This is a genomic window from Arthrobacter sp. NPDC056493 (assembly GCF_042795115.1).
GTDB lineage: Bacteria > Actinomycetota > Actinomycetes > Actinomycetales > Micrococcaceae > Arthrobacter.
Genome location: NZ_JBHTSL010000002.1, coordinates 123,301 through 143,268 on the forward strand (window position 1 = coordinate 123,301; position 19,968 = coordinate 143,268).

The window sequence follows — 19,968 nt, forward strand, 5'->3', positions numbered from 1 at the left end:
TGTTTGTGTTGTTTTGTTAGGAGAACAAATTGTCTGTTGAGGTATCCACCCCGAGCCTGATCCCGACGCTGGGCGGCCACCTGTACACGGATCCGGCTATCTTCCGGGCCGAGCAGGAGCGTATTTTCGAGCAGATGTGGTTCTGTGCGATCCGGTCCTCGGACCTGGACAAGCCCGGGGCGTGGCAGACGGTGCAGATTGGCCGGGAAAGCGTGCTGATCTCGCGGACCCGCAAGGGCGAGATCCGCGCCTTCTACAACGTATGCCGGCACCGCGGCGTGAAGCTGTGCATGGAGGAAAAGGGCGAAGCTGCCCGCAACTTCCAGTGCCCGTACCACGCCTGGACCTATGACTTCGAGGGCAAGCTGATCGCGGCCCCCAACCTGACCAAGATGCCGGACATCGACCGCGACGAGTACGGCCTCTCCAAGGTCCACATCCGCGAATACCTCGGCTATGTGTGGGTCTGCCTCGCCGAGGAGCCGCCGTCCTTCGAAGAAGAAGTGATGGGCGCCATCGAGGAACGCCTGGGCAACGTGCACGCCATTGACGGGTACGACGTGGCAAACCTGTCCGTGGGCCGCCGGATCCGCTACGACGTCAAGGCCAACTGGAAGCTCATCATTGAGAACTTCATGGAGTGCTACCACTGCGCCACCATCCACCCGGAGCTGACCGAGGTCCTGCCGGAGTTCGCCGACGGCCTGGCCGCGCAGTACTTCGTGGGCCACGGCGCGGAGTTCGGTGAAGACATCAAGGGCTTCACCGTCGACGGCTCCGAGGGCCTGGACATCATCCCGGGCGTGGGCGAGGACCAGGACCGGCGCTACTACGCCATCACGATCAAGCCGACCGTGTTCGTGAACCTGGTTCCGGACCACGTGATCATCCACCGCATGTTCCCGATGTCCGCAGACCACACGATCGTTGAATGCGACTGGCTGTACCTGCCCTCCGTGGTGGAGTCCGGCAAGGACGTCAGCGCCTCCGTGGAACTGTTCCACCGCGTGAACATGCAGGACTTCGACGCATGCGAACGCTGCCAGCCGGGCATGGCCTCCAAGTCCTACGCAAAGGGCGGCGTGCTCGTCCCCAGCGAACACCACATCGGCGCATTCCACGACTGGGTCCAGGAAAAGGTCGGCGACGTCCAGCTGACCGGGGAAGCCCTGCTGGGCCTCACCGAGGACACCCCGCCGCTGGAGGAACGGGCCGTAACCCTGCAGCGCAAAGAGGCAGAAGCAACCCCGGCCTCCTAGAGCTCCGCTGACTGAGCCTGCCGAAATCAAATTCGGCAGGTTCAGTCATTTAAGCGGCCTGGGTCAGCCGTAAGCGGCTCGGGGTCAGCGGTGGGTGTAGCCCATCTTTCCGCTGATGGTCAGGCCGGCCTCCTGGAGGCCCGGGATCAGGCCGGGCGTATTTTCCGGGTCAAAGCGGAAGGCGGGGCCGGAGATGCTGACGGACCCGATGACCGTCCCGAAGTGGTTGTAGACGGGCACGGCAACCGCGGTCAGGCCGATCTCAAATTCCTCGTGAACAATGGCATAGCCATCGCGGGAAACCTCGAGGAGCTGGTTTTCCAAGGTGTCCCGGTCCGTGATGGTCCGCGGCGTGCGGGCCGGAAGGCCCACCTTCTGGAAGATCCGCGAGCGTTCCTCCACCGGCAGCGCCGCCAGCAGCACTTTGCCGCTGGAGGTGGCATGAAGGGGCGTGAGGCTGCCCACCCAGTCGGACGTGGCCAGCGTTGACGGGCCCATGGCCTGGTCCACATTCACTGCGTAGTTGGACCGCAGGACGGCGAGGTTGACGGTTTCCTTGTATTGGTCTGCGAGGGCCTCCAGGATGGGACGCGCCTCGTGGACCAGGCTCAGCCTGCCGGGAATGGAGCTTGCCAGGCGCAGGATGCCAAAGCCGAGCTGATATTTGCCGCGGTCGTTGTTCTGCCGCACGATCTCCCTGGCCACCAGCGAGCCGAGCAGCCGAGAAACGGTGGACTTGTGGACCCCCATTTCGTCGGCGATGTCGCTGACGCCGGCGTGTCCGTCCCTGGCGAGGATCTCCAGGATCTGCATGGCGCGGTCCACGGACTGGACGCCTCCGCCTTGGGCGTCCGGATCCCTGCCAGTCCCTGGTTCGTCTCTTGCAGCCATCAGTGGTGCTCCCATGTTGTCGCCGCGACCAGCGGTCAGGCGATGCGCCATCCCTCCTGCTTCACATTCCGATCCTAGACTGCGGCGGACACCACGGTGTCATTTTCCTGAACACAACGTTTATTTCCCGGACGCATAGCTTCCAAATGCGAGGAGCCCCGCCGCGGCAGTGCCGTGGCGGGGTTCCCATGTATTTCTCTGGAGTAGTCAGCCGATTTTCAGGCTGTTTAGCGCTGGTGCCAGCCGTTCCTGGCCCACATATGCATTGAGGCTCTTGCCCCGGCTGAAGCCAACAAGGGTTACACCGGTGTCTGCGGCGAGGTCCGCCGCCAGGCTTGAGGGTGCACTGACCGCGGCCAGAACTGGAATGCCGGCGAGGGCAGCCTTCTGAACGAGCTCAAAGGACGCCCTGCCCGAGACCTGCAGGACGGTTCCGCGCAACGGCAGAAGCCCTTCACGCAGCGCCCAGCCGACCACCTTGTCCACGGCATTGTGCCGGCCCACGTCCTCGCGGAGGCAAAGCAGCTCCGCTTCACCGGAGTCGCCGATCTTGAACAGCCCTGCCGCGTGGACGCCGCCGGTCTTGTCGAACAGGGCCTGGGCCTCGCGCAGCCGCACGGGGTATTCCATGGCGGCCTCGGAACCGTCCATCAGGTAGCGGTGGACCTTCCGGCGCTGGGTCATGCGTGCCACGCCTTAGTCCCCCCGGATCAAATTGCCGGGAAGCGGCGGCTGCAGCTGCGGCCGCCAGGGGAGCGCAAATGCCGGAACCGGCTCACCCAGCTGAACGCCGCGGGACGGAACTGCCATGACGCCGTCGGCGGTTGCCAGTCCGCGCATCATTCCGGGGCCGGTGTGGTGGGCGGGATTTGCCAGGCCGTTGACCCAGCGGAACGGCATGAGCCGGGTGGGCGCGCGGTGGGGGTCGATGGTGGTCCCGCAGGGCACCCGGCTGATGCCGGGCAGCGGCTGGTGGCCGAGCGCGGCCAGCAGCGGACCGCCAACCGTGAAGAGCGCCATGAGGGCGGCGAGCGGATTGCCGGGAAGTCCGACGACGAACCGCCCGTTGGGCAGTTTGGCCAACGCCGCGGGATGGCCGGGCCGCATGGCGATGCCGTCGATGAGGAGCCGGCCGCCGAGGGCGGCCACGGCGTTTCGGAAGTGGTCAGCGCCTGAGCGCCCGGTGCCGCCGGTGGTCACGATGACGTCGGGCCACTGTCCCATCGGCGCTTCGGAGGCACCCAGGGCTGTCAGCCACTCCTCGTAGGAGTCACCGATCCGGACCAGTGGCCCCGGGACGCCCCCAAGCATCTGGATGACGGTGCTGAGCTGGGGCCCGAAGGCATCCCTGACCTGTCCCGGTGCCGGGATCCTGGCCGTGACCACCTCCGAGCCGGTGACCAGCATCTTGACCAGTGGCTTGCCGCGCACCGTCAGCTGGTCGAAGCCGGCAACGGCGGCCAGGGCGATGTGCGCGGGGTTCAAGGTTGTCCCGGCGGGGATCAGCACCTCGCCGGCCGCCGCTTCCTCGCCCGATTTACGGATGTGCTGCCCCGGGCGGGGTTCCCCGGGGGATGCCCCATCGCCCAGCATGAGCATGGCCTGGCCGTCTGCACCCGTTTCAACCCGCCCGCTCTCCACGCGGAGCACCGACTGGGTGCCCGGAGGGATGACGCCGCCTGTGACAACCGGGCTTGCCTCTCCGCTGCGAAGCGCCCTTCCCGGTTCCGTCATTGCCCAGGGGCCCTCACCACTGACCGTCCAGCCGTCCATCGCGGATGAGGCGTAGTGGGGCATCTCCTGAAGCGCGACGACGTCGGCCGCCAGGGTTCTGCCGGTCGCCCCCGCAAGCGGGACATGCTCTGGTCCAAGGGGACTGGCGCAGTCGAAAGCCAGACGGCGTGCTTCCGCCCAGGTGTGCCCACCGTGGGCGACCGGGCCGCCGGCCGTGCCCGGCCTTTCGACCGTCTGAAGGGCTGGAGCTGTCACAGGTGGTTCCCATCGCTGGATGGTTGGCAGGTTTCGTTTCCCGAAAGCGGTGTTCCGGCGCTTACCTCCCCAGGTATTTCAGGCCTCCGAAACACCGTTTACGGGAAACGAAACTGCTGCTCTACGCCCCTGGTGGTGCGGGCTTGGGCCGCACACCGCCGGCGGCCGCCCTGATATTCCAAATATATCGTAAAGATATATCAGTGCGGAAGGGCTGCAAGCATTTGATTTTCCTCTGTCTTGGCCTTCGCCGGTTCCAGCCTCACCACGACGGACTTGGATGTGGGGGTGCCGCTGTCGTCGGCCACGGAGTCCAGCGGCACCAGCACGTTGGTTTCCGGGTAATACGCGGCGGCGCAACCCTTCGGCGTCGAGTAGCTCACGATCCGGAAGTTCTCGGCCCGGCGTTCTGTCCCGCGGAACTCCGAGACCAGGTCCACCATGTCGCCGTCGGCATAGCCCAGCTCGGCGATGTCCGCCTCGCTGACCAGCACCACGCGCCGGCCTCCGTGGATTCCGCGGTAGCGGTCGTCCTTTCCATAAATGGTGGTGTTGTACTGGTCGTGGGAACGCAGGGTCTGCAGGATCAGCCGGCCGGGCGGGACCCGGAGGTACTCCAGGGCGTTCGCCGTGAAGTGCGCTTTGCCCGAGGCGGTCTTGAATTCCCGGTTGTCCCGTGGCGGGTGGGGCAGGACGAAGCCGCCGGGGTGCTGGATCCGCGCCTCGAAATCCTCGAAGCCGTCGATGACAGCCTCGATGTGCTTCCTGACCAGGGAGTAGTCATCCCGGAGGGAGAGCCAGTCGGCCACCGGCGTGTTGGGACGGGGCTGGCCGGCGGCATCCGTGAACACCTTGTGCGCGAGGTTGCAGACGATGGCCACCTCAGACATCAGGTGCTCGCTGGCGGGCTTGAGCCGGCCGCGCGATGCGTGGACTGCGCTCATGGAATCCTCCACGGTGACCCTCTGGTCGCCGGAGCGCTGGGTATCCCGCTCGGTGCGGCCCAGCGTGGGGAGAATCAGGGCGCGCTTTCCTGTCGACAGGTGCGAATGGTTCAGTTTCGTCGAGATCTGGACGGTCAGCCGGGTATTGGCCAAGGCCCTCTCGGTGGCATCCGAGTCCGGAGCCGCCCGCACAAAGTTCCCGCCCATGCCCACGAACAGCCGGACCTTGCCGTCCCGCATCGCCCGGATTGCGGCGACGGTGTCGTAGCCGTGTGCCCGGGGCGAACGGAACAGGAATTCCTGGTCGAGCCGGTCGTGGAAGCCCTCAGGCATCCGTTCGAAGATGCCCATGGTCCGGTCGCCCTGGACATTGGAGTGTCCGCGGACCGGGCAGACCCCCGCTCCGGGCTTGCCGATGTTGCCCTGCAGCAGCAGGACATTGACCACGTCGCGAAGGGTGGGTACAGAGTGCTTGTGCTGTGTCAGGCCCATCGCCCAGCAGACGATGGTGGAGCCTGACGCCAGGAGCCGTTCACCGGTGGCGTTGATCTGTTCCATGGTCAGGCCGGTCGCCTCGACGATGTCGTCCCACTGCACCTTTTCCAGCTGCGAAAGGTAGGACTCCAGGCCCACGGTGTGGCTCCGGATGAACTCGTGGTCCAGCACCGTGGACAAGCCGGGGGTGTTCCTGCCCGCACGTTCTGCGTCGAGCAGGTATTTGCCGAGGCCTTGGAACAGTGCCTGGTCGCCGCCGGCCCTGATCTGCAGGAAGTCATCAGTCAGCTGCGTGCCCACCAGCGTTCCCGAGATGGTCTGCGGGTTCTCGAAGTGCAGGAGCCCGGCCTCGGGGAGCGGATTGACGGATACGATGGCGGCGCCGTTTTTCTTGGCCTTCTCCAGTGCGCTGAGCATGCGCGGATGGTTCGTGCCCGGGTTCTGGCCCGCCACGAAGATGAGGGAGGCCGTTTCCAGGTCCTTGAGGCTGACGGAACCCTTGCCGATGCCTATGGTTTCCACCAGCGCCGATCCGGAGGACTCGTGGCACATGTTTGAGCAGTCCGGAAGGTTGTTCGTGCCCACTCCGCGGACGAGCAACTGGTACACGAACGCCGCCTCGTTGGAAGTCCTGCCGGACGTGTAGAAGACGCTCTGGTCCGGGTCATCCATGTCCCTGAGTTCCTGGGCAATGAGCTCCAGGGCGTCGTCCCAGCCAATGGGCCTGTAGTGTGTTGCACCCTCATCCAGGACCATCGGGTGGGTCAGTCTTCCCTGCTGCCCCAGCCAGTAGTCATCACGGGTTTTGAGCTCGGCGACCGAATGCCGGGCGAAAAACTCCGGGCTGACCCGCCGTCGGGTAGCCTCCTCCGCCACCGCCTTGGCGCCGTTCTCGCAGAATTCCGCAGCATTGCGCTTCTCATGTTCCGGCCAGGCGCAGCCCATGCAGTCAAAGCCGTCGATCTGGTTGACGGCCATCAGCGTCTGGACGCTGCGCAGCGGACCCATCTGCTCCAACGATATTTTCAGGGCGTTGGCCACCGCAGGGATGCCCACGGCCTTGGTTTTCGGTTTGCTGACTGTCAGTCGTGACTCGTCGATGTTTTCGCGAGGGGCCTTCGAAGCCATGGGTTCTTCCTTTAGATCTTTGCCGGGCCGGTTTCGGGGTGTGCTTTGCCTAGGGAACTTCGACGGTGACGATGTCGCCGTTCTCGCGGAAGAACATGCGGCGGCCGCCCCCGAAGGCCCGGACCAGCCACAGGATGCGGCCATCCTCGGTCAGGTCATCGATCCAGCCGCTGTGGCGGACCGTATACGACTCCAGCACGGTGACGAAGTCGCCGGGGATGAGCGCCGTCCAATCCGCCACCACCTTGGTGCTGGAGGGCTGCGGCATGGTGGTGCGCGCCATCACCGCCTCACTCACCGTGTGAGGGCCGGTGTCCGGGCTGCACGGAACTGTTCGCGCGCCGCTTCGGCGGTGTGGAGAAGCAGCAGGGCGGTGGTGACCGAGCCGACACCGCCGGGGACCGGCGTCAGCGCTGCAGCGACCGGGCGGACACTGGCTTCGTCGACGTCACCGACGAGCGAGCCGTCGGAGAGTACATTCGTTCCCACATCGATGACCACCGAATGTTCGGAAACATCAGTTCCGGTGAGCAGCCCGGTTTGCCCCGCGGCAACAACCACGACGTCGGCACCCCTGGTGTAGTTCGCGAGGGGGCCGGACTTTGAGTGGCAGACGGTGGTGGTGGCGTCCTTCTGCAGCAGCAGCAGGGACAGCGGCTTGCCTACAACGGTTGAACGGCCCACCACCACCACGTTGCGGCCAGCCACCGGAATTTCGAAGTGGTCCAGCATTTCCACAACGGCGCGTGCCGTGGCCGGGGCGAAGGCGCGTTCCCCGACGGCGAGAAGCCCCAGGCTCAACGGGTTCGCGCCGTCGATGTCCTTTTCCGGGGCGATGTACTTGACCAGTTCCTGGGTTCGGACGCCCGGAGGCAGGGGAGTCTGCAGGATGATGCCATTGACGGAGGACTCCGCGCTGAGGTCCTGCAGCACGGCGGTGAGCACCTGTTCGGTGGCGTCGTGGCCGACGTCGATGATCCGGCATCCGATGCCGGCGTTTTCCGCGGCGCGCTCGATGGAGCGCACATACCAGTGCGTGGAGCTGTCCTCCGTCGCTACCACGACGGCGAGGGTTGGGCTTGCGCCCTCGTCGGCAATGGCTTTGGCTTCGGTCTGGGCCTGCTGCTGGATCAGTTTGGCGAGAGGCTTGCCGGAGAGCTGGGATGCCGTCATCGGAGGATCCTTTCCCGTACCTGGCGTGACAGCGAGTCAGCCGCCAGAACGACTTTTTCTTCAAGCCCGTCGGTTCGTTCCGCCAGCGCGGCGCGGGCCTGGGCGTCTTTAATGGCTACGACGTTGATGTCGATATTCACCCGGGCTGTGGTCGCGGCTGCCCTGGCCGCGTCGGCTGCCGCGGCAATGTCGCTGATGACATTCGGGTTCGCGATGTCCAGAAGTTCGGCCGCGAGCTCCACCACGGCGCCCGACAGGCTGATCAGCCGGGCCGGCGGCTGGGCAGCCTGGCCCAGCGCGTCGTTGATGGCGGCGGCGCGTGCCTCACGCTCAGCGTCGCTTGTGGCGGGCAGCTTGTAAGAGGCGATCACGGCTTTGAAGGCGGCTTCGTCGGCATCGGCCAGCCCCAGTGTCTCGCCAATGAGCTGGTCGGCGGCGGCAATGATTCTGGACGTGGTCTCTGCGTGCTGCTCATATTTGGCGCCGGTGCTGAATCTTGCCACCATCGCCACCAGGGCCGCGCCCTGCGCCGCGTGGAGTGCCGCGGCCGCGCCGCCACCAGGGGTGGGCTGCCGTGCGGCCAGCCTGCCGAGGTAGTTGTTGATTGTTTCTGAACCGATCATTTGTCCATTCCTGGGCTGGTAGAGGCTGGAGCGGAAAGGGGGTTGCACGCAGCCCGGCTCCCGTTGCGAGGATGAGCCGGGCTGCGTGCCCCCGGAGGGCCCTGCGGGCTGTTTAGCCGCGGAGCCTGGTCATTTTGGGGTCGTACAGCGGCTCTTCCGAAACGGTGGCCGTGATGCGCCGTCCAAAGTATTCGATTTCGACGGAGTCGCCCACCGAAACGGTGGCCGGCAGGTAGGCGTAGGCGATGGGCTTGGCCACGGTGTATCCGTAGGCGGCGCTGGTGATGTAGCCGACGGCCTGTTCTTTGTAGAAGACGGGTTCCTTGCCGAGGACGACGGACCGGCCGTCGTCGACGGTCAGGCACCGCAGCCGGCGGGCGGAGCCTTCCTCGGTCCGGCTTTCGAGCGCGCCCTTGCCGATGAAGCTCTCTTTGGCCATCTTGACGGCGAAGCCGAGGCCTGCCTCGAAGGGGTCGTGCTCGGTGGTCATGTCCGTTCCCCAGGAGCGGTAGCCTTTTTCAAGGCGCAGGGAGCTGAAGGCCGCCCGGCCGGCCGCGATGACCCCGAGGGGCTGGCCTGCCTGCCAGAGCGCATCCCAGAGCCGCTGTCCGTTGTCGGCGCTGGTGTAGAGTTCCCAGCCGAGTTCGCCGACATAGGAGAGCCGCATCGCGGTGACCGGGATCCCACCGATGACAACGTTCTTGGCCCGGAAGTACTTCAGGCCTTCGTTGGTGAAGTCATCGTCGCTGACCTTGCTGACCAGGTCGCGGGCCAGGGGACCCCACAGGCCGATGCAGCAGGTGCCGCCGGTGGTGTCGCGCACCTGGACCCAGTCAGAGGCGGAGCCGCTTTGCGTCTGGTGCCGGGCCGCGCGTTCAAAGTAGGCGGTGTCGATGCTGCCGTTGGCGCCGAGCTGGAAGGTGTCCTCGGCCAGGCGCGCCACCGTGATGTCGCTTCGGACGCCGCCGGCGTGGTCGAGCACGAGGGTGTAGGTGACCGCGCCGGGCTTCTTGTCCAGGTCCGCAGTCGTCAGCTCCTGAAGCAGCTTCAGCGCTCCCGGGCCTGAGATCTCGAGGCGCTTGAGCGGGGTCATGTCGTACATGGCCACGGCGGTGCGGGTTTTCCACGCTTCGGCGGCGGCAATCGGGGAGCTGAACATTCCTGACCAGGCGTCCCGGGCCGGCGGCAGCCATTCCGCCGGCATCTCCTTGAGGAGCGCGGCGTTGGCTTCGAACCAGTACGGCCGCTCCCAGCCGCCGGATTCCAGGAAGAAACCACCCAGCTCCTTGTGGCGGGCGTGGAACGGGCTGACGCGCAGGTTGCGCGGGGAGAGCTTGGGCTGCAGCGGGTGCAGGACGTCGTAGATCTCCACGAAGTTCTGCTGCGAGGTTTCGCTGACGTACCCGGGGGTGAGCTGGACGTCCTCGAAGCGGGTGATGTCGCATTCGCCCAGGTCGGTTTCGGACCTGCCCGTGGTCAGCAGTTCGGCCATGGCTTTGGCAACGCCGGCGGAGTGCGTGACCCAGACGGCCTCGGCGACATAGAAGCCGTCCAGTTCCTTGGACTCGCCAAGGAGCGGGCCGCCGTCGGGGGTGAAGGAGAAGATGCCGTTGAAGCCATCCTCAATCTCGGCCTCTGCCAGTGCGGGCAGGAGCTGCTTCGTGGCCTCCCAGACCGGGAGGAAGTCCTCCAGGGTGAAGTCCAGGCGGGAGGGCATGTTGTGTTCGCTGACGGTCTCGGGGGCGTACGTTCCCAGGGTGTCGACGTCGACGGGCATGGGCCGGTGGGCGTAGGAGCCGATCCCGTAGCGGTCACCGTGTTCGCGGTAGTAGAGGTCCTGGTCCTGGTGGCGCAGGATCGGCAGGGTTGCCCCGTTGGGCAGTTCGTTCCTGCCCTGCTGCGCCGGGACCGGTGTGGTCTTCACGTACTGGTGGGCCAGCGGGAGCAGGGGAACTGCCATGCCGATCATGGCACCGATCTTCGCGCCCCAGAAGCCGGCGCAGGAGATGACGATGTCGGCCGGGATGACTCCCTCGGATGTCTCGACGCCGGTGACCCGCCGTCCGGACTGTTCGATTCCTGTCACGGTGGTGGAACCGCGGTACTTGACGCCCGCGGCCTCGGTGCGTTTGATCAGCAGCTGCACGGCACGCGCCGCGAGTGCCAGGCCGTCGCTGGGGACGTGGAGGCCGCCCAGGATGTTCTCCTCGTTCAGGAGCGGGTAGAGCTCCTTGCATTCTTCACGCGACAGGATCCGTCCATCGATGCCCCAGGAGGATGCGTAACCGAGTTTCCGCTTCAGGTCGGCGAGACGGGTCTCGGTGGTGGCGACTTCCAGGCCGCCCACCTGGTTGAAGCAGCTGACGCCGTCCTCAGTGAGCGAGAGCAGCTTTTCCACGGTGTACTTGGCGAAGGACGCCATGGTCTTGGACGGATTGGTCTGGAAGACCAGCCCCGGGGCGTGGGAGGTGGAGCCTCCGGGCATGTTCAGTGGCCCCTGGTCCAGGACCGTGATGTTGTTCCAGCCCCGGGCGACCAGCTCGTCGGCCAGGTTTGTGCCGACGATGCCAGCTCCGATGATGACAATACGTGGCGTGGATGCCATGTGGTTTCTCCTGCTGATTTAGGTAGTGGGCTTCTGCGGCCTGTGGGTGGCTGCTTTAGCGGAAGACGATGGTGCTGGCCTGGTCGATCAGCACGCGGTGCTCACAGTGCCACCGCACCGCGCGGGACAGGGCCAGGGCCTCGGCGTCCTGCCCGATGGTGGAGAGCGTGGTCGGTCCGTAGCTGTGGTCGACGCGGATGACTTCCTGCTCGATGATCGGGCCCTCGTCAAGGTCTGCGGTGACGTAGTGGGCGGTGGCCCCCACGAGCTTGACGCCGCGGTCGTAGGCCTGGTGGTAGGGGCGTGCTCCCTTGAACCCGGGCAGGAACGAGTGGTGGATGTTGATGGCCCTGCCCTGGAGGGACCGGCACAGATCATCGGAGAGCACCTGCATGTACCGGGCCAGGACCACAAGGTCGATGTTGTACTCGTCCACGAGCTCGAGCAGGCGCCGCTCGGCATCCTGCTTGGTGTCCGGCGTCACGGGAATGTGAATGAACGGAAGGCCGGCGGCCTCGGCCATCGCCCGGTGCGTTTCGTGGTTGGAAACCACCAGGGCCAGATCCCCGCCGAGGCTGCCGCCCCGCCAGCGGAAAATCAGGTCGTTCAGGCAGTGCCCGAACTTGGAGACCATGACCAGAACGCGCTGCTTGGTCTCGTCGTGGACGTTGAACGTCATCTCAAAGCGTTCCGCGATCGGGCGGAATTCCTCTTCGAGCGTCTGCAGATCGAAATCCGTGGCGCCCGAGAAGGCCGTGCGAAGGTGCAGGGTCTGGCGGAGGCCGTCGTCGAACTGCTGGTGTTCCTCGATGTTGAATCCGCGCTCGAACAGGAAGGTGGTTACCGCCTGAACGATGCCGGCGCGTTCGACACACGACAGTGTGAGCACGAACTTGCCGGTCTCGGTTTCTCCAGCGGCTGCCGTCTGCGCCGCCGGGCTGGTTTCTGTGGCTGTATCCACAACGGTCATCTCGAATCCTTTAGATATATGGTTGATCACCTTATTGATATATCAGGGCTGATGGCCAGCGTATACTGGTGTGCGGATGGGGTCAATAGTCGAATGTTGGCCCACAGGAGAGGCGGAGCGGTGGCGTTTGAAGCTTTGGCGACGACAGCGGCCGGAGGTTCGAGGTCGTTGGCCGATGTGGCCTATGAACGGATACGTGACAGCCTGCTGACCCTGGAGATCCGGCCCGGCGACCCCCTCTACGACGAGGGGATTGCCAAGGAACTCGGCGTGGGGCGCACTCCCGTCCGGGAAGCGCTGAAGCGGCTTGAAGTGGACCGGCTCGTGGTGACCTATCCGAGGCGTGGCACGTTCGCCACGCGCGTGGAGGTCACGGACCTCGCGTTCATCTCGGAAATCCGTGCCCAACTGGAACCCCTCGCGGCTTCCCGCGCTGCCAGGGTGGCCACCGCCGCTGCCCGGGACCGCCTCCGCCTCATCGTGGAGGAAGTGGAGGCCTTCGACGTGGACAGCGCTTCTGTCGTGGAGACGCTGCGCCTGGACGCCAGGGTGCACCAGGGAATCTACGCCGCGGCGGCGAATCCGCACCTTGAAGATGCGCTGATCCGCTACGACAATCTGGCAACGCGCATCTGGTGCATGGTGCTGGACCGCCTGCCGAATCTTTCCCGGCATGTGCACGAGCATGTCGAGCTGCTTGAAGCGGTGATCGACGGAGACGAGGCCCGCTCGGCAGAGCTGGCCCGTACCCACGTCGACGGTTTTGAGAAAGCCGTGCGCACGGCGCTGTTTGCTGCGTAACGCTGGTACTGCCCAGCCAAGACGACGGCGGGACGTTGCCCCGCCGTCGTAATCGCGAAAGATGTGTCCCCGTCGTGCAAACGACGGGGACACATCTGTGTGGCAGTGGGCGGCCGGCTGAGAATGGCACCATCCCAGGGCATGGGAGGCATCGGCGGATTCCCCAGCCCTCGCGACGATCCGGGGCACGCTGTGAACGGGAATCCCATGAGGCCCGGTACTTCATGCGTTGCCGGAAGCCGTTCAAACCTGTCGTAGGCCGCCAGGTAGAAGCGCGTTCAGGCGCGAAAGTCAAGGGTGGAGCAGGCTGCGGAAAGCGTCCTTGACAATATCCGTGACGTGCACCACTCTGTTGTTTATTGCGAAGCTCATTGCTCCATACGGAACAAATCGAAGCGGTGCCCAGCGGTTTCGCGATCAGTCCCTGAACTTTAGAGAAGTGCTTTATGCACCAATGCCACTCTTTGAACCTCGCGCCCAGGGAACTGCAGCACCTGTTTTGACGAACCGAACCTGCCAGCCCAGGACCGGTCAGTCGAGGCAAAAACTGAGGCATCCGCAACACTCAGTAAGGGAACACTTTCATGACAAGCACACGTGACGTCAGCGCCGATGAACGTAGCGAAAGACCCGACTCCGTCGACACCTCCATATCAAAAGAGACCAGCTCCAAGTTCAAACGCCGCTTCATGGTGCGGCTTGTCGCTGTCTTCATCGGCGGGATGTTCCTCGACGGTTACATCCTCGGAATTATCGGCCCCGTCAGCGGACTCATGCGGTCAGATCTCCAGCTCGACGCACTATCTCTGGGCATGATCGCTGCAGGCCCGCTGGTTGGTATCTTCGTCGGCTCCCCACTGGCCGGCTGGGCTACTGACAAGTTCGGACGCAAGCCCATGTTCATGGTGGACATGGGCCTGTTCCTGGTCGCCTCAGCGGCCCAGTTCTTCGTGACCTCCGGAGACGGGGCCGTGATCCAGCTGGCCGCCATCCGGTTCTTAATGGGCGTCGCGATCGGCGGCGAGTACTCAATCGGTGGGCCATTGCTATCAGAGTTCTCCCCCCAAAGCTCCGCGGCCGATTGCTCGGGCTGACTCTGATCGCCTGGTACGTCGGTTTCATGATGGCATTCATCATCGGCACGCTCCTGCACGACGCCGGCACCCCATGGCGCCTCGTAATCGGCACGAGCACGATACTCGCACTCGTCCTGTTCCTCGCCCGCTTGGGCCTCCCCGAATCGCCGAGCTGGCTCATTACGAAGGGACGGCATGAGGAAGCACTCGCGATCGCACGCAAGTATGTCGAATCGCCCCAGATGCACGACAGCATCACCGGAGAGATCGATCTGAGGATGATCCAGGAGGCCCAAGCCGCGCAGAGTAAGACCAAAATCAAGGGCGCCTCCTTCGGAATGCTGTTCTCGAGGCAGTACTGGCGCACCACCCTCTTCACCTCAGGTTTTTGGTTCTGCGCGGTCACTCCGTACTTCGCGATCGCGACCTTCGCCGACGACGTGCTCAAGCAATTCGGCTTCGGCGGCTGGACCGGTGGAGTCGGCCTGTCCGCACTTGCGGCCGCGGGTGTTGTCACCACCGTGCTTCTGATTGACAAGCTCGGCCGCCGAATCCTCACCGTGCCCGGGCAGTGGCTCTGTGCAGGCATCCTGCTGATCATCGGAGTCTGGGCGAACGCACCAGCGATCCTCGTGCTCGTACTGTTTCTCGCCTTCTCCTTCTTCAATGCCGGCTACACCACGATGACCCAGGTCTATCCGGCCGAGGTATTCCCCGGCCACCTGCGCGGCATCGGCATGGGCTTCGCCGCGGCCTTCAGCCGCATCGGAGCCGCACTCGGCACCTTCGCCCTGCCATGGGCGATCAGCAACATCGGCCTGGGCCCAAGCATGGTCGTAGCCGCCGCCGTCGCATTACTCGGCGCAGTCCTCTCGCAATGGCTCGCGCCTGAGACGAAGGGGCGCACCCTCGCCGAAATCTCAGCAAACTTCTCCCACTGACACCGGGACTGCACGGGTGCGAAAATCGTTCCGCCAGTTTGAAGCATTGCTGTCTGATAGCCGTCGATCTGTGATTCCCGGGACGGATTTGCCGGGTGAGCCGAAACTGTGGCTCGGACGATTGCGGGGGAGTAGTTTCTCCTGAGTTGTTCCCATGTCGGGTACATCTTTCCGCATGCTGCCGCGGCGGCGCTCGGGTCACCCGGCGCCGCCCGGCGGCTTGGCGCTGTTTTCCGCTTCAAGCAGCCCGGCAAGTGAGCGGCGCGAGCCCGTTAGAGCCGGACAATAGCCCGGCAATAGGTGACTGCGCATGGGCTCTCGGAGGAGAGACGATGCGGTGGAGAGAATGCAGGCGGGGCTGGAAGGAAACTCCAGGCCTGTGGGTGCTGTGGAGGATCCGGCCTTGGCGACCGTGCCTGTCTTTGCCGCGGGGCCCCTTTGAACGACGGCGAGGGCCTTCACCCGCGGCGACCTCGACCGCAAAAAACCCTTCCTCACGTCCTGCAGGTTTTGACGCGATCCTCCCTCACCTTTCGCAGGTTTTGACGCGATCCTCCCTCACCTTTCGCAGGTTTTGACGCGACGCCGTTCAAGTGGTGCGGCACGCCGAACGGCCCCCCATCTGCGGATGGGGGGCCGTTCGGCGGTTGCCGGTTGCTTACTGGGCTATTTTGGCGAGGGTTTCGCGTTCGGCGGCGATGGTGGTGTTGTCGCCGTGACCGGTCCGGACCACCGTCTCGGCCGGGAGCGTCAGGAGGCGCTCACGGATGGAGGTCAGGATGGTGGGGTAGTCGCTGTAGGAGCGGCCGGTCGCGCCGGGGCCGCCGTTGAACAGGGTGTCGCCGGTGAACACGGTCCCCTCGGTTTCGAGGTGGAAGCAGGTGGAGCCGGGTGAGTGGCCGGGGGTGTGGATCGCCTTCAGCACCGCCCCGGCGACCTGGAACTCGTCCCCGTCCGTGATGTCCCGGTCGGCGGTGGTGCCGGGGTAGACCTGTTCCCAGAGGACCTGGTCCTCCGGGTTCAGCCAGATCGGGGCGCCGACGGCGTCGGCGAGTTCGCGGGCGGCGCCGATGTGGTCGTTGTGCGCGTGCGTGAGCAGGATCGCCAGGACCTTCCGGCCGCGGACCTGGTTGATGATCGCGGCGGCGTCGTGCGGGGAATCAATGATCACGCACTCGGTGCCGTTCCCGACGATCCAGACGTTGTTGTCCACATCCCAGGTCCCGCCGTCCAGGGAGAACGTGCCCGAGGTGACCAGGTTCTCGACCGTGACACTCATGCCGAAGCTCCCTGGGTTGCGGCGGGCCGGGTTGTGGTGGCGGGCTGGATTTCAACAACTGAGCGGAGGACCTTGCCCTCGTGCATCTTGGCGAAGGCTTCCTCGACCTGGTCGATCGTGATCCGTTCGGACACGAACGCATCCAGATCCAGGTTCCCGGCCTTGTAGTGGGACACGAGCATCGGGAAGTCCCGGGAAGGCAGGCAGTCCCCGTACCAGGAGGACTTCAGCGACCCGCCCCGGCCAAACACATCCAAAAGCGGCAACTCAAGGACCATCGCCGGGGTCGGGACACCCACCAGGACCACCCGGCCGGCGAGGTCGCGGGCGTAGAACGCCTGCTTGTAGGTTTCCGGGCGGCCGACCGCCTCGATCACCACGTCCGCGCCGTTCCCGCCGGTCAGGGCCCGGATCGCCTCCACCGGGTCAGTGGTCCGGGAGTTCACCCCGTGCGTCGCGCCCAGGGACCTGGCCATCTCGATCTTGTTCTCATCAATGTCCACGGCGATGATCGTCGTCGCTCCGGCGAGTTTGGCGCCGGCGATCGCGGCGATCCCCACCCCGCCGCAGCCGATCACGGCCACCGACTCGCCGCGCTTGACCTCACCGGTGTTGATCGCCGCCCCGATCCCGGCCATCACACCACAGCCCAGCAAACCAACGGCGGCCGGGTCCGCGTCCTCGTCAACCCTGGTGCACTGGCCCGCAGCCACCAGGGTCTTCTCCGCGAACGCCCCGATGCCCAGAGCGGGGGACAGCTCGGTGCCGTCCTCCAGGGTCATCTTCTGCGTTGCGTTGGCCGTGTTGAAACAGTACTGCGGCTGGCCCTTCGCACACGCCCGGCACTGCCCGCACACCGCACGCCAGTTCAGGATCACCCGGTCGCCGGGGGCAACCTCGGTGACGCCCTCGCCAACAGCGGACACCACACCCGTGGCCTCATGGCCCAGCAGATACGGGAACTCATCCCCAATGCCGCCCAGCTTGTAATGCAGGTCCGTATGGCACACACCGCACGTCAGAACATCAACCAAAGCCTCACCCGGACCCGGATCCGGCACCAGAATCGTCTCCACCGACACCGGAGCATCCTTCGCCCTGACAACAACTGCCTTCACTTTATGAACCATGATCTGTGTTCCTTTCGGGCGTTCCGCGACTTGTCACACGCGACCGGACTTTGCGAAGCAGGTGCTTGCATGCTGTCGATGAGGGAAGAGCGCGGTGCCCTGGGGTCGGGCCGCCAATACGCCGTGATGTTTGAGATGTACAACTGATATATGAGTGATCGTATGCGCCGTAACTGACCTGAGTCAACGTGTTGGCGATGCCCCGCAAAGCCGTGCCCTGCCCCCGACGGGCTGATGCAAAGAGGCCCATGACTTACGGTGCCGCGCCTTGTAAGGTCGGGGCACCAGCTATAAACGGAAGTGTTCTGTACAAGGAGAGATCATGGCCGTCGACGATGAAATGCAGATCCTGCGGATGTGGTGCGAGCAGCTGGCGAAGGCGCTGGAGGTCCCTGATCTCGACGTCGATCAAGAACTGCTGCTGGATCTGGCGCGAAAATCTGCGGATCAGGTAATTCATGCCGCGGCGCCGGTGACGGCCTACATGGTGGGCTACGTGGCCGGTCATGAGGCGGGCAGGGGCGGCCCAGGTCCTGCGGGGGCCAAGGAGGCGACTGCCCGGGCAGCAGACATTGCGTTCCGGCTGTGCGAGGACCGGGCGAACAACAAGGGCGGCGGAGGCGGCGGTCCGGCCGGGGCGGCGTAGCCGGCAGAACTCAGTGGGGACCAACGCGAGAGCGGCCGGACCCCGGTGGTACCGGGATCCGGCCGCATCGTACTCAGTGCGTGTTGTGTTTAGTGCCGCTTGTCCCCGCTCGGATCAAGCTCATTCTTGGCGCACCGTTCATCACATTCGTGCTTTGTCACGAGGTCGAACTGGACGCCGCCGTGCTGTTCGACGCCACTGCGGATGGAACGCTCGACGACGGACGTGACCAGCCGCCTGCGCAGCGACAGTGGGTCCCTGCGGAGGTCCCTCGTGAGGGCGAAGCACATCAGGAACATCACGACGACGAAGGGCAGGGCTGACACGATGGTGATCCGTTGCAGTCCGGCCAGTGCCTCGGCGGGCTTGTCACCGCCGGCGAGGAGCATCACCGCGGCCACGGCTCCGGTGAGGGCACCCCAGAAGATCACGACGCCGCGGCGCGGTTCTTCAACGCCGTTGGAGCTGAGCGAGCCCATCACGATGGAGGCCGCGTCGGCGCCGGTGACGAAGAAGATGGCCACCAGAACCATCGCCAGGACGGCGACCGCGCCGGCAATGGCGTTGGGCAAGGGCAGGTGGTGAAGCAGGTCGAACAGGGCGCCGTCGAAGGAAATCGAAGGTTTCCCGTCCACGATCTTGGCCAGGCCATCGCCGGTGTCCGGGGTGGCATCCGCCGTGGCCTGGATGTTGATGGCGGCGCCGCCGAAGATGCCGAACCAGATCACGCTGACGATGCTGGGGACCAGCAGGACACCGGTGACGAACTGGCGGATAGTGCGGCCGCGGCTGATGCGCGCGATGAACAGGCCGACGAAGGGGGTCCAGGAGACCCACCAGGCCCAGTAGAAAATGGTCCAGCCGGACATCCATGTGCGGAGTGCGTCGTCGCCGACAGCCTCGGTCCGGGAGGCCATCTCGGCCAGGTCCCGGGCATAGTCGCCGACTGCCGCCGGGATCAGGTTCAAAATGAAGAGCGTTGGGCCGGCAACGAACACGATGACGGCCAGGACTGCAGCCAGGACCATGTTGATGTTGGACAGCCATTGGATGCCGCGGCTGATCCCGGAGACCGCCGAGGCCACGAAGCAGGCCGTGAGAATGGCGACGATCACCACGAGCACGGGGGTGGCCAGTTGGCCGTCGATCCAGCCGTTGGAGGCCATGCCGCTGCCGATCTGGAGAGCCCCGAGTCCGAGCGATGCTGCCGTTCCGAACAATGTGGCGAAGATGGCCAGCATGTTGATGACCTTGCCGAGGGGACCTTCCACCCGCTTGATGCCGAAGAGGGACGTGAAGACGGTGGAAATGAGCTGCTTGCGGCCGAGGCGGTAGGTGCCGTAGGCCATGGCAACGCCCACCACTGCGTACATGGCCCACGGGTGCAGGGTCCAGTGGAAGATCGAGGTTGCCATCGCGGTCTGGACGGCCGCGGGCGTCTGCCCATTAACCGTGCCCGGCGGCGGGGAGATGTAGTGGTAAAGCGGCTCGGCCACGCCGTAGAACATCAGGCCGATGCCCATGCCGGCGGCGAACATCATCGAGACCCACGAGACCATCGAGTACTCGGGCTTTTCGGAGTCTTTCCCCAGCGGAATGTTGCCGAAGCGGCTGACCGCCAGCCACAGCACGTAGACCACGAACAGGGAGGAGAGGGCAACGAACATCCAGCCGGTGTTTTGCATGACCCAGTCAAGGACCACCTGGGAAGTGGCGGCCAGGTTCTCCCGGCCGACAAATCCCCATACAACGAAGGCCAGCGTGAGCAGTCCGGCGACGCCGAACACTACCTTGTCGAGGCCCCCCTTTTGGAACAGCCGGCTGCTGCGCCGTGCTTCTTCGTGTTCTGATTCGGTTTCCCGGAGGGCCTGAAGGATTTGCAGATCCTCCTGGTGAGGTTCAGGCTCTCTTTCCAACGCCGGGTCCACCCCCGAGGACCGGTCGTCTTCACTGCTTTCATCGATAGTGACGTCACTATTGATTGTCATAAGGGGTTTCCCTATCTGAATTTGGGGCGG

At 65.0% G+C, this 19,968-nt stretch carries 15 protein-coding genes and 2 pseudogenes; 5 read left to right on the plus strand and 12 right to left on the minus strand.

Annotated elements, in window-relative coordinates; genetic code table 11:
- Nucleotides 1–29 precede the first annotated feature (29 nt).
- Nucleotides 30–1,259, plus strand: a complete 1,230-nt coding sequence (locus tag ACFQ50_RS01470; RefSeq protein ID WP_377993749.1) for an aromatic ring-hydroxylating dioxygenase subunit alpha — start codon at nt 30–32, stop codon at nt 1,257–1,259.
- Between the two features lie 84 nt (nt 1,260–1,343).
- Here the strand turns inward: ACFQ50_RS01470 and ACFQ50_RS01475 are convergent, their stop codons facing one another.
- The 9 genes and pseudogenes from ACFQ50_RS01475 to purU form a co-directional block, all read right to left on the minus strand.
- Nucleotides 1,344–2,150: an IclR family transcriptional regulator gene (locus tag ACFQ50_RS01475; RefSeq protein ID WP_377993750.1), complete on the minus strand. Its 807-nt coding sequence runs from the start codon at nt 2,148–2,150 to the stop codon at nt 1,344–1,346.
- 207 nt (nt 2,151–2,357) lie between these two features.
- Nucleotides 2,358–2,846: pseudogene (locus ACFQ50_RS01480) on the minus strand (formate dehydrogenase accessory sulfurtransferase FdhD); the annotation flags it as partial.
- Nucleotides 2,847–4,139, minus strand: a complete 1,293-nt coding sequence (locus ACFQ50_RS01485) for a molybdopterin molybdotransferase MoeA (protein ID WP_377993751.1) — start codon at nt 4,137–4,139, stop codon at nt 2,847–2,849. It lies immediately after the preceding pseudogene.
- 200 nt (nt 4,140–4,339) lie between these two features.
- Nucleotides 4,340–6,706: an FdhF/YdeP family oxidoreductase gene (locus ACFQ50_RS01490; RefSeq protein WP_377993752.1), complete on the minus strand. Its 2,367-nt coding sequence runs from the start codon at nt 6,704–6,706 to the stop codon at nt 4,340–4,342.
- Between the two features lie 49 nt (nt 6,707–6,755).
- Nucleotides 6,756–6,989: a hypothetical protein gene (locus ACFQ50_RS01495; protein WP_377993753.1), complete on the minus strand. Its 234-nt coding sequence runs from the start codon at nt 6,987–6,989 to the stop codon at nt 6,756–6,758.
- Nucleotides 6,990–7,000: 11 nt separating this feature from the next.
- Nucleotides 7,001–7,879 (minus strand): bifunctional 5,10-methylenetetrahydrofolate dehydrogenase/5,10-methenyltetrahydrofolate cyclohydrolase, encoded by an 879-nt coding sequence (locus ACFQ50_RS01500; protein WP_377993754.1) that lies wholly within the window; start codon nt 7,877–7,879, stop codon nt 7,001–7,003.
- Nucleotides 7,876–8,502, minus strand: a complete 627-nt coding sequence (locus ACFQ50_RS01505) for a cyclodeaminase/cyclohydrolase family protein (protein WP_377993755.1) — start codon at nt 8,500–8,502, stop codon at nt 7,876–7,878. Before ACFQ50_RS01505 ends, ACFQ50_RS01500 begins: the two co-directional genes overlap by 4 nt.
- Before the next feature lie 112 nt (nt 8,503–8,614).
- Nucleotides 8,615–11,107 carry an FAD-dependent oxidoreductase gene (locus tag ACFQ50_RS01510; protein WP_377993756.1) on the minus strand — a complete coding sequence of 831 codons (2,493 nt, stop codon included), beginning with the start codon at nt 11,105–11,107 and terminating at the stop codon, nt 8,615–8,617.
- Nucleotides 11,108–11,162: 55 nt separating this feature from the next.
- Nucleotides 11,163–12,077 carry a formyltetrahydrofolate deformylase gene (gene purU, locus ACFQ50_RS01515; RefSeq protein WP_377993757.1) on the minus strand — a complete coding sequence of 305 codons (915 nt, stop codon included), beginning with the start codon at nt 12,075–12,077 and terminating at the stop codon, nt 11,163–11,165.
- Between the two features lie 120 nt (nt 12,078–12,197).
- Here purU and ACFQ50_RS01520 point away from each other — a divergent pair, with 120 nt between their 5' ends.
- The 3 genes and pseudogenes from ACFQ50_RS01520 to ACFQ50_RS01530 all read left to right on the plus strand — a co-directional run bounded on the left by ACFQ50_RS01520 (nt 12,198) and on the right by ACFQ50_RS01530 (nt 14,895).
- Complete coding sequence (locus ACFQ50_RS01520; RefSeq protein ID WP_377993758.1) at nt 12,198–12,878, plus strand: GntR family transcriptional regulator; 681 nt, start codon at nt 12,198–12,200, stop codon at nt 12,876–12,878.
- A gap of 773 nt (nt 12,879–13,651) precedes the next feature.
- Nucleotides 13,652–14,448, plus strand: a pseudogene (locus tag ACFQ50_RS01525) (MFS transporter); the annotation flags it as partial.
- A 66-nt stretch (nt 14,449–14,514) separates the two neighbouring features.
- Complete coding sequence (locus tag ACFQ50_RS01530; protein ID WP_377993793.1) at nt 14,515–14,895, plus strand: MFS transporter; 381 nt, start codon at nt 14,515–14,517, stop codon at nt 14,893–14,895.
- A gap of 658 nt (nt 14,896–15,553) precedes the next feature.
- On the opposite strand, the gene ACFQ50_RS01535 is transcribed toward ACFQ50_RS01530, so the two are convergent.
- Nucleotides 15,554–16,174, minus strand: coding sequence for an MBL fold metallo-hydrolase (locus ACFQ50_RS01535; protein ID WP_377993759.1), 621 nt, complete (start codon nt 16,172–16,174; stop codon nt 15,554–15,556).
- Nucleotides 16,171–17,304, minus strand: coding sequence for an S-(hydroxymethyl)mycothiol dehydrogenase (locus ACFQ50_RS01540; protein WP_377993760.1), 1,134 nt, complete (start codon nt 17,302–17,304; stop codon nt 16,171–16,173). The genes ACFQ50_RS01535 and ACFQ50_RS01540 overlap by 4 nt, the downstream gene beginning before the upstream one ends.
- A gap of 322 nt (nt 17,305–17,626) precedes the next feature.
- Here ACFQ50_RS01540 and ACFQ50_RS01545 point away from each other — a divergent pair, with 322 nt between their 5' ends.
- The gene (locus ACFQ50_RS01545) at nt 17,627–17,950 is read left to right on the plus strand and encodes a DUF6457 domain-containing protein (RefSeq protein WP_377993761.1); all 324 of its coding nucleotides are present in this window, start codon (nt 17,627–17,629) and stop codon (nt 17,948–17,950) included.
- 89 nt (nt 17,951–18,039) lie between these two features.
- Here ACFQ50_RS01545 and ACFQ50_RS01550 read toward each other — a convergent pair whose 3' ends face one another.
- A complete protein-coding gene (locus ACFQ50_RS01550) occupies nt 18,040–19,938 on the minus strand; it encodes a BCCT family transporter (protein WP_377993762.1) in 1,899 nt (632 codons plus the stop codon).
- Nucleotides 19,939–19,968 lie beyond the last annotated feature (30 nt).

What these genes read in the sequence shown, in the direction of transcription:
- ACFQ50_RS01475 (WP_377993750.1), bottom strand. Translation starts at nt 2,150, where the DNA reads ATGGCTGCAAGAGACGAACCAGGGACTGGCAGGGATCCGGACGCCCAA.
- ACFQ50_RS01490 (WP_377993752.1), bottom strand. Translation starts at nt 6,706, where the DNA reads ATGGCTTCGAAGGCCCCTCGCGAAAACATCGACGAGTCACGACTGACA.
- ACFQ50_RS01495 (WP_377993753.1), bottom strand. Translation starts at nt 6,989, where the DNA reads ATGGCGCGCACCACCATGCCGCAGCCCTCCAGCACCAAGGTGGTGGCG.
- ACFQ50_RS01500 (WP_377993754.1), bottom strand. Translation starts at nt 7,879, where the DNA reads ATGACGGCATCCCAGCTCTCCGGCAAGCCTCTCGCCAAACTGATCCAG.
- ACFQ50_RS01505 (WP_377993755.1), bottom strand. Translation starts at nt 8,502, where the DNA reads ATGATCGGTTCAGAAACAATCAACAACTACCTCGGCAGGCTGGCCGCA.
- ACFQ50_RS01510 (WP_377993756.1), bottom strand. Translation starts at nt 11,107, where the DNA reads ATGGCATCCACGCCACGTATTGTCATCATCGGAGCTGGCATCGTCGGC.
- purU (WP_377993757.1), bottom strand. Translation starts at nt 12,077, where the DNA reads ATGACCGTTGTGGATACAGCCACAGAAACCAGCCCGGCGGCGCAGACG.
- ACFQ50_RS01535 (WP_377993759.1), bottom strand. Translation starts at nt 16,174, where the DNA reads ATGAGTGTCACGGTCGAGAACCTGGTCACCTCGGGCACGTTCTCCCTG.
- ACFQ50_RS01540 (WP_377993760.1), bottom strand. Translation starts at nt 17,304, where the DNA reads ATGGTTCATAAAGTGAAGGCAGTTGTTGTCAGGGCGAAGGATGCTCCG.
- ACFQ50_RS01545 (WP_377993761.1), top strand. Translation starts at nt 17,627, where the DNA reads ATGGCCGTCGACGATGAAATGCAGATCCTGCGGATGTGGTGCGAGCAG.
- ACFQ50_RS01550 (WP_377993762.1), bottom strand. Translation starts at nt 19,938, where the DNA reads ATGACAATCAATAGTGACGTCACTATCGATGAAAGCAGTGAAGACGAC.